This window comes from Streptomyces sp. CC53 (assembly GCF_001865245.1).
Taxonomy (GTDB): Bacteria; Actinomycetota; Actinomycetes; order Streptomycetales; family Streptomycetaceae; genus Streptomyces.
Map to the genome: position 1 here is coordinate 1 of NZ_MKXB01000020.1, position 8,717 is coordinate 8,717.

General features: G+C 74.3%; 7 protein-coding genes. 5 read left to right on the plus strand and 2 right to left on the minus strand.

Annotated elements, in window-relative coordinates; genetic code table 11:
• Nucleotides 1-1,337, minus strand: a 1,337-nt coding sequence (locus BJP40_RS01595; RefSeq protein ID WP_071278044.1) for a polysialyltransferase family glycosyltransferase, incomplete at its 3' end; no start/stop codon positions are given.
• Between the two features lie 68 nt (nt 1,338-1,405).
• Nucleotides 1,406-2,398, minus strand: a complete 993-nt coding sequence (locus BJP40_RS01600; RefSeq protein ID WP_071277945.1) for a glycosyltransferase family 2 protein — start codon at nt 2,396-2,398, stop codon at nt 1,406-1,408.
• A 166-nt stretch (nt 2,399-2,564) separates the two neighbouring features.
• Here BJP40_RS01600 and BJP40_RS01605 point away from each other — a divergent pair, with 166 nt between their 5' ends.
• The 5 genes from BJP40_RS01605 (at nt 2,565) to BJP40_RS01625 (ending at nt 8,698) form a co-directional block, all read left to right on the plus strand.
• Complete coding sequence (locus BJP40_RS01605) at nt 2,565-3,836, plus strand: DUF6716 putative glycosyltransferase (RefSeq protein ID WP_071277948.1); 1,272 nt, start codon at nt 2,565-2,567, stop codon at nt 3,834-3,836.
• On the plus strand, nt 3,833-5,197 hold the full coding sequence (locus BJP40_RS01610; protein WP_071277951.1) for an acylneuraminate cytidylyltransferase: 1,365 nt from the start codon (nt 3,833-3,835) through the stop codon (nt 5,195-5,197). The genes BJP40_RS01605 and BJP40_RS01610 overlap by 4 nt, the downstream gene beginning before the upstream one ends.
• A gap of 106 nt (nt 5,198-5,303) precedes the next feature.
• A complete protein-coding gene (locus BJP40_RS01615) occupies nt 5,304-6,194 on the plus strand; it encodes an N-acetylneuraminate synthase family protein (protein WP_079170840.1) in 891 nt (296 codons plus the stop codon).
• Nucleotides 6,191-7,282, plus strand: a complete 1,092-nt coding sequence (locus BJP40_RS01620; RefSeq protein ID WP_071277956.1) for a hypothetical protein — start codon at nt 6,191-6,193, stop codon at nt 7,280-7,282. Before BJP40_RS01615 ends, BJP40_RS01620 begins: the two co-directional genes overlap by 4 nt.
• 192 nt (nt 7,283-7,474) lie before the next feature.
• Nucleotides 7,475-8,698 carry a M20 family metallopeptidase gene (locus BJP40_RS01625; protein WP_071278047.1) on the plus strand — a complete coding sequence of 408 codons (1,224 nt, stop codon included), beginning with the start codon at nt 7,475-7,477 and terminating at the stop codon, nt 8,696-8,698.
• Nucleotides 8,699-8,717 lie beyond the last annotated feature (19 nt).

Genomic DNA, 8,717 nt, shown 5'->3' on the forward strand with positions numbered 1-8,717 from the left:
ACGCGGCGGGCCACACGCCGTACCGCCTGGCCGCGGGGGACCGGGAGGCCGCCGGGGAGGCCCAGCACCGTCAGGCGGCGCCGCTTGAAGTACCGCGCGACGTGGGCCGGGGCGCTGCGCGCCAGATACTGCTCGGCCGCCTCCCGCAGGTCCGGCCGCAGGTCCGGCTGCATGGCGAAGCCCACAGCTCGGACGAGGCCCGGCACGTCCACGTCGGCCGGCGCGGCGCCTGCGGGCGCCTCCAGGTCCGGCAGCAGGGCGTCCGCCAGGGTCACCGGGATCCGGTTGCTGTTCTGGTACGGGGCCAGCCGCTGCAGCAGCAGGTCCGTGCCGACCCGCGCCACGGGGATGCCGTGGAACCGGTCCGCCGTGAACAGCGCCGTCGAGAAGCAGCCCGCGACCAGTTCGGGCCGCATCCGCCGGAACACCACCTCGGCCAGCACCGGCTGCTCCAGCACGGCGAGCCGGGCGCCCAGCCCCGCCGCCTCCCGCTCCAACCGCCGGGACCAGGACGGCGGGGCCACCGGGTGCGGCTTGAAGACCAGGCGGCGGTGACCGCGCGCGACGGCGCCCCGCACCATCCGCAGGTGCAGCTCCTCCTCCTCGTCCGCCGTGAGGATGTCCAGCGCCGACAGGTACTGCCCGAGCAGCAGCGCCCCGCCCTCCCCGCCGTCCTCCTCCGCACCGGACGCCGTGTCGTGCGTCGCCAGCTCGTCCAGCACCTTCGTGAAGGCGTCCACCGGGACGGTTTCCGTGACCGCCCCGAACTCGCCCAGCAGCAGGGGGCGCAGGCCCGGCACGAGGTCCAGGTGCAGCACCCGCCGCACCCGTTCCCCGACCAGCGGGTCGATCTTGTTGCGGGTCGGGCCGTACGTCATCAGCCCGTCCGCGTACACCGTCAGCGGTGCGTCCTGGAAGATCCGCGCCAGCGTCAGCGCGGGCGCCACCTGGAGTGACTCCACGACGAGTTCGACCCGGCCCCCGTCCCCCAGGCCCCACAGCAGCCGCAGGTGCCTCTCCCACAGCGGCAGTTCGTCCCCGCGCGGCGACCAGCCACCCGGGTGCAGCGGCGCGATCGCCGCGTTCCAGGACAGCACGTCGTCGAACCGGCCGCCGCCGCCCTCACGCAGCCGGGCGAACCCCGGCATCCGGTCCAGCGGCGGCGTGGTCTCCGGGACCGACGCGTTGTTGGACACCAGCAGCACCCGCCGCGCCGCCGGGGGCAGGCACCCGCTGTCCAGGGCGGCGGCGAGCGTCGCCGCCCCGTACAGGCTGGACGCGTACAGCAGTTGCGTGGTCCCTGATCCGCCTCCGCCGGTTCCGGGCGGCGCGCTCACGTTCCCGCCTCCGCCGACCCCCTGCCCCGTGGTCACGTCCCCTCCTTCGCCGGTCCCGGGCCGCGCGGTCACGCTCCCCCCTCCGCCGCTGCGCTCCCCACGGGGGCGGGGCGCCGCCGCAGCCGCCGCAGGAGCTGCGCCCGGTCCGCGTCCATCGTGGCGAGGACGTCCTTCAGGACGTCCTGTGGCATGCGCCGCAGGGCAGCCGCGCTCAGCGCCCGCAGCCGCCGGGCCACCGGCGGTTCGAAACGCGTGATCTGACCGCAGTGGTGGGCGATGATCGCACAATACGTCCGCACCGCTTTCGGTAGAAGTCGATCGGCGTCCGGATCGGCCGCCGTCTCGTCGATCACCTGGTCGAATGCGCGGAGGAAATCGAGTTGCCTGATATCGCCGATCTGCGTGAGCGACGTGGCCACCCCTCTGCGGTAGAAAACCCCGAGTGTGCTGACCGCGGCGAAGGAATCGGCTTCCCGGTGGAGTCGCCAGATCCACGGCCGGTCCTCCGCCGTCCGCAGGCCGTGCGGGAAATGCAGGATTCCCCGGTCGAGCAGCCGCCGGTGGTACATCCCGGCCCACGCGTACGGATAGTCGACCGACGTCGAGCGGTGCGCCGGGAGGATCGCGTCGCGGGGCCGCAGCACCTCACCGCGCCTCCCCACCGGTGCCCGCTGCACCGACCGTTCCCGGCCCGTGCACCGCACATGGTCAGTACGGACGAAGTCGCACCCCAACCCCTCTATGAGCGACAGTAGTCGGCTGTAGTAGCCGGGTGCGAGCCAGTCGTCGCCGTCGAGGAACGCGACGTACTCGCCGCGTGCCGCGTCCAGCCCGGTGTTGCGGGCCGTCGCCAGACCGCCGTTGGTCCGGTGCCGGAGCAGCACCGCGCCGGGGACCTCCCGCATGGCCCGTTCGAGGATCTCCGGAGTGCCGTCCGTCGAGCAGTCGTCGACGAGCAGGAACTCGAAGTCTTCCCGGGCGTTGGCGTGCAGGCTTCTGAGTGTGTCGGGCGCGTATCTCTGCACGTTGAAGAACGGCACGACGACGGAGAGCTTGACCACGTCTCGGACGCTAGGCCGCCCGCCGCTCCCTCTTTCCTTCCTGGGAGGGGCTGACAGGTGAACAATGCGCGGCGCACTGCTGAACCGGACGGCGGAAAGGTGCTGTTCACTGTTTGTTGCCGCCGAGTTGGGCCGCGAAAGGGATGGCCTTCCTAATGTCCTCGGCGTGCCCTCGCTCACGTATCGGACCGCGGTCGTCGCGGATTCCGACACCCGTTGGAAATGGGGCGCGCTGACCGCGCGCCGCCTCGCCCCGCCCGGCCCCGCCCCCGACGTCACCGGCTTCGCGCTGCGCGGCCGGGCGACCCCGACGGCCCGGCAGCTCGCCGAGACCGGCCTCGGGACGCCCCGGGAGGTCACGGCGGCCGAGCTCCTGCGGGCCCTGCGCGAGGAGGCGTACGACGTCGTCGTCCTCGCCACCGTCGGCGGCACCGTCCGGGCGCTGCTGCACGGCCTGGCCGCCCTCGCCCCGGAGCGCCGCCCGGTGACCGTCACCGGCTACGTCGGCGTGGTGTACGAGAAGCTCACCGACGGGTTGCTGCTGCGGCACGGCGCGGACGTCGTCCTCGCCAACTCGCCCTTCGACGCCCGCCGGTTCCGCCAGGTGTACGAGGGCGTGGGCGCCGACGCCTCGCCCGTCGTGGAGGCGGCCCTGCCGTTCCTGGGCGGCACGCCCTACCGGCCGGTCCCCGGGCGGCACACCGTGGTGTTCGCCGCGCAGCCGTCCGTGCCGGCGTCCCGGGCCGAGCGGCTCTACCTGCTGCGCCGCCTCGCCGGGTACGCCCGGCTGCACCCGGGCCGCGAGATGCTGCTGAAGCTGCGCTCCAAGCCCGGCGAGCACACCACGCACATCGAAGAACTGCCGTACCAGCGGCTCGCCCGCACCCTGCCGCTGCCGCCCAACCTGCGCCTCGTGTACGGGAACATGGGCGACGTCCTGGACCGCACCGACCTGCTGGTCACCGTGTCGTCGACGGCCGCCTTGGAGGCCCTGCACCGGGGCGTGCCGACGGCCGTGCTCAGCGACCTGGGCGTGCGGGAAGCCCTCGGCAACCACTACTTCGTCGGGTCCGGCCTGCTCACCTCCTGGGACCGGCTCGACGCCGGTGAGGAGCCCGCGCCCGACCCGGACTGGCTCGCCGACCAGGGGCTGCGGGCCGCGCCGGACACCGACGCCTTCGCCGCGGCCCGGGCCAGGATCGAGGAACGCCGCAAGCCCGGCGCGCCGCCCGTCGCCCCCTACTACACGGCGGCGACGGCCCCCGGCTACCTGCCGGGCGTCCTGGGCCGCCACCACCTGGAGGCGGCCCAGGACGCGCCGGAGGCACGCGGGGTGCGCCGGGCGCTGCGGGACGCCGTCCGCGGCACGGCACGCGGGGCGTACCGCCACGGTGTCCAGCGGGTGGCGCCGCTGATCCGCAGGCTGGGGGAGCTGTGAACGCGACCGAACGACGGACCGTCCTCGCGGTCATCCCGGCCCGCGGCGGCTCCAAGGGTGTCCCCGGCAAGAACCTCGCCCGGGTGGGCGGCGTCCCGCTGGTGGCCCGCGCCGTGCACGCCTGCCTGGCGGCCCGCCTGGTGACCGACGTGGCCGTGTCGACGGACGACCCCGCGATCGCGGACGCCGCCCGCCGCGCAGGTGCGGCGGTGGTCGCCCGCCCCGCGGACCTGTCGGGCGACACGGCCACGAGCGAGGCCGCCGTGCTGCACGCCCTGGACGCCCGCGAGGCGGAGACGGGCCGGGCCGCCGACGTGGTCCTCCTGGTGCAGTGCACCAGCCCCTTCCTGACGCCCGCGGACGTCGACGGCGTGGTGGACGAGGTGCTGCGCGGCGGCGCCGACACCGCCCTCACGGCCGCCCCCTTCCACGGCTTCGTGTGGCGCGGGGCCCGGCCCCGCCCGGCGGCGGACCCCGCCCGCTCGGGACCCGCCGACGCGCACGGCGCCAAGGACGCCGACGGAACCGCGGACCCGCGGCGGGCCGCCGGCCCGGGGCGCGGCCCGGAAGGCCCGCACGGCGCCGAGGACGCGCACCGCCCCGAGGGCACCGCGTCCGGCGCCCTGGACGCCCACGGCGTCAACCACGACAAGGCGTACCGGCCGCGGCGCCAGGACCGGCCCGCCGAGCTGCTGGAGACGGGCGCCGCGTACGCCATGGACGCGGCGGGCTTCCGCCGCCACCGCCACCGCTTCTTCGGCCGCACGGCCCTGGTCGCCACCGACCCCGCCCGGGTGCTGGAGATCGACGACCCGCACGACCTGGCCCGCGCCCGCGCCCTGGCCCCGCTGCTGGACGCAGCGCCCACCCCGACCCGGGCGGACGTCGACGCGGTGGTCCTCGACTTCGACGGCACCCAGACCGACGACCGCGTGTGGATCGACTCCGACGGCCGCGAGACGGTCGCGGTCCACCGCGGCGACGGCCTCGGCATCGCCGCTCTGCGCCGCGCCGGGCTGCACCTGCTGATCCTCTCCACGGAGCGGAACCCGGTCGTCGCGGCCCGCGCACGCAAGCTGCACGTGCCCGTGCTGCACGGCATCGACCGCAAGGACCTCGCGCTGAAGCACTGGTGCGAGGAGTACGGGGTCGACCCGCAGCGGGTGCTCTACGCCGGCAACGACGTCAACGACCTCCCGTGCTTCGGCCTCGTCGGCTGGCCGGTCGCCGTGGCCGACGCCCACGGACCCGTCCGCGCCGCCGCGCGGGCCGTCACGACCACCCCGGGCGGTGAGGGGGCCGTCCGCGAGATCGCGGGCTGGCTCCTCGGACCCGAGCTCACCGCCCACCCCACCGCGTGACCCGGTCACTCACACCCCACCGCGTGACCGGGTCACGCACGTCCCACCCGCGTGACCGGGTCACGCGCACCCGTCCGTCAACGCACCGCGACCAGGAAAGTGGATCATGAGCGACCCCCGTTTGCGCACCCTCGGCACCCGTTCCGTCGGCCCCGGCCGGCCCGTCTACGTCACCGGCGAGATCGGCATCAACCACAACGGCGACCTCGACAACGCCCTCAAGCTGATCGACGCCGCCGCCGAGGCGGGGTGCGACGCCGTCAAGTTCCAGAAGCGCACCCCCGAGATCTGCACCCCCCGTGACCAGTGGGACGTCGAGCGCGACACCCCCTGGGGCCGGATGACCTACATCGACTACCGCCACCGCGTCGAGTTCGGCGAGGAGGAGTACCGCACGATCGACGCGTACTGCAAGGAGAAGGGCATCGCCTGGTTCGCGTCCCCCTGGGACACGGAGGCGGTCGCCTTCCTGGAGAAGTTCGACGTCCCCGCCCACAAGGTGGCCTCCGCCTCCCTGACCGACGACGAGCTGCTGCGCGAGCTGCGCGCGACCGGCCGCACGATCATCCTCTCCACGGGTATGTCGACGCCGCGGCAGATCCGCCACGCCGTCGAGGTCCTCGGCAGCGGCAACATCCTGCTGTGCCATGCCACCTCCACGTACCCGGCGAAGGCCGAGGAGCTCAACCTGCGGGTGATCGAGACGCTGAAGCAGGAGTACCCCAACGTCCCGATCGGCTACTCCGGCCACGAGACCGGCCTGCAGACCACGCTCGCCGCCGTCGCGCTCGGCGCGGTCTTCGTCGAGCGCCACATCACCCTCGACCGTGCGATGTGGGGCTCCGACCAGGCCGCGTCCGTCGAGCCCGGCGGCCTCAGCCGCCTCGTCCGCGACATCCGCACCATCGAGACCGCCCTCGGCGACGGCGTGAAGCGCGTGTACGAGTCGGAGCTCGCCCCCATGAAGAAGCTGCGCCGCGTGATGGCCCCGGCATGACCCCGCCGACCGAGCACCTTGCGTTCGTCGAGAGCCCGGTCCAGCTCCTGAACGTCCTGGAGTGGACGTACGCACGGCTCGCCGAACCGCCCACCGGCGCGCCGGGAGGCGCGCCGCGGGCGGGCGCGCACGGCACGCCCCCGACCCTGGTCGTCCTCCCGCCCACCGACCCGATGTCGCGGGGCCAGCTGCGCCGGATGGCGGGGCTGGCCCGCGACGAGGGCCTCACCGTCCACTGGCAGGAGGCGCGGGGCCGCGAGGGCTCCCTGCCGCACACCCTGCGCGCGCTCGCCCCGCTGCTGCGCCGCGCGGACCACGTCCTGATCGGGGACCCGTTCTCCCGCTACGTGCAGCTGCTGCTGTCGCTGTTCCCGCCGCGCCGCCTGACGGTCGTCGACGACGGCACGGCCACCATGGAGTACGCGGAGCGGCTCAGCACGGGCGAGCGGCTCGTGCGCTGGCACCGCAGGGAGAGCCGCAGCCCGCGCGAGCTGGCCCTGGCCCCGCTGACGGCCCTCGCCCGCCGCCGGCTGGCCCCGGGCCGGGGCCGCACGGTCGAGATCTTCACGGCCCTGCCTCTGGCGGCGGCCCCGCCCGGCACCGAGGTCGCCCGCAACGCCTTCGCCTGGACCCGCGCCCGCTTCGGCCCGCCACGCGTCACTCCGGGGGCCGACCTGGTCGGCACGTCGCTGGTGGAGACGGGCGTGGTGGACGCGGACCGCTACGTGGGGGCGGTGGCGGCCCTGGCGGCGGCGCACGGCGTGACCCGCTACTACGCGCACCGCCGGGAGAGCACACCGAAGCTGCACCGCATCGCGACGGAGACCGGACTGGAGGTCGTCCGCCCCGAGCTGCCTCTGGAGCTGGTCACCCGCCGCGGGCCGACCAGCCGCACCGTGCTCAGCTTCCCGTCCACGGTCGTGCACACCCTGCCGGCGGCCCTGGCCGGCACCGGCGTGTCGATCACGGTGTGCGACGTGGCGCCGGAATGGCTGAAAGCGAGCGCTCCGCCCCGGGCCCGGGGGTTCCTGCGTACGGTGGCGGAGTCGGCCCGGGCGGCCCACGGGCTGTCGCTGACCGGGGCGTAAACGACTGTTAACGCCACGGCGGGAGGGGGTGCGGGAAGATCGACTCAAGGCCCAAAAGGCGTGAGCTTACCCACGTCGGACCCACCTCAAGCGCTCTCAGCTCGCCTTCTTTCCCCTATCGGGCTGAAGTTTTGTAGATCACAGGTAAGTTGAGGGGTAAAGACGCCTACCCTTTGATGGGTGAACAAGTTGATGTCCCGCGAGCCCGAAGCAGACGTTCCCGGCGAAACGCCCCTGCCCGGTACGCTGCCGGAACCCCTGCGTGCCGAGCTGATCGCCTTCCGCCGGGATTTGCACATGCACCCCGAGCTGGGCAACCAGGAGTTCCGCACCACCGCCGCGATCAAGTCCCGGCTGGAGGCCGCGGGCCTCCGCCCCCGGGTGCTCCCCGGCGGCACCGGGCTCACCTGCGACATCGGCACCTGGGACGGCCACCGCCCCATGCTGGCGATCCGCGCGGACATCGACGCCCTGCCCATCCCGGACACCAAGGCGGACTGCCCGTACCGCTCCACCGTCCCGGACCGCGCCCATGCCTGCGGCCACGACGTCCACACCACCACGGTCCTGGGGACCGGTCTGGTCCTGGCCGAACTGCACCGCAAGGGCCTGCTGGCCCGCCCGGTCCGGCTCGTGTTCCAGCCGGCCGAGGAGGTCCTTCCGGGCGGCGCGGTCAACGCGGTGGAGGCCGGCGTCCTCGACGGCGTCGGCAAGATCATCGCGGTCCACTGCGACCCGCGCGTCGACGCCGGCAAGATCGGTTTGCGGGTGGGCCCCATCACCTCCGCCTGCGACCGCCTGGAGGTCACCCTCGACGGTCCTGGCGGCCACACCGCCCGCCCGCACCTGACGACGGACCTGGTCACCGCGGTGGCCCGGGTCGCCACGGACGTCCCGGCGCTCCTCGCCCGCCGTATCGACGCCCGCTCCGGCCTGGTCCTGACCTGGGGGCGCATCGAGGCCGGCCACGCCCCGAACGTCATCCCGCAACACGCCGAGCTGGGCGGCACGGTCCGCTGCCTGGACCTGGCCGCCTGGCGGGACGCCCCCGACCAGGTGTACGCGGCGATCGACGAGGTCGCGACCCTGCACGGAGCCAAGTCCACGATCAACTACGTCCGCGGGGTGCCGCCGGTCGTGAACGACCCGGTGATCGCCGAGCTCCTCCGTGAGGCGATGACCCGCCGCTGCGGCCCGTACGCGATCGAGGACACCGAGCAGTCCCTGGGCGGCGAGGACTTCTCCTGGTACCTGGAGCACGTCCCCGGCGCCATGGCCCGCCTCGGCGTTCGCCGCCCGGGGGACCCCAACCACCTCGACCTCCACCGCGGCAACTTCGACGTGGACGAGAGCGCGATCAAGGTCGGCGTCGAGATGTTCACCGCCGCCGCCCTGATCGACGCGGGCACGGTCTGACCCTCCCCGCCCCCGGCGG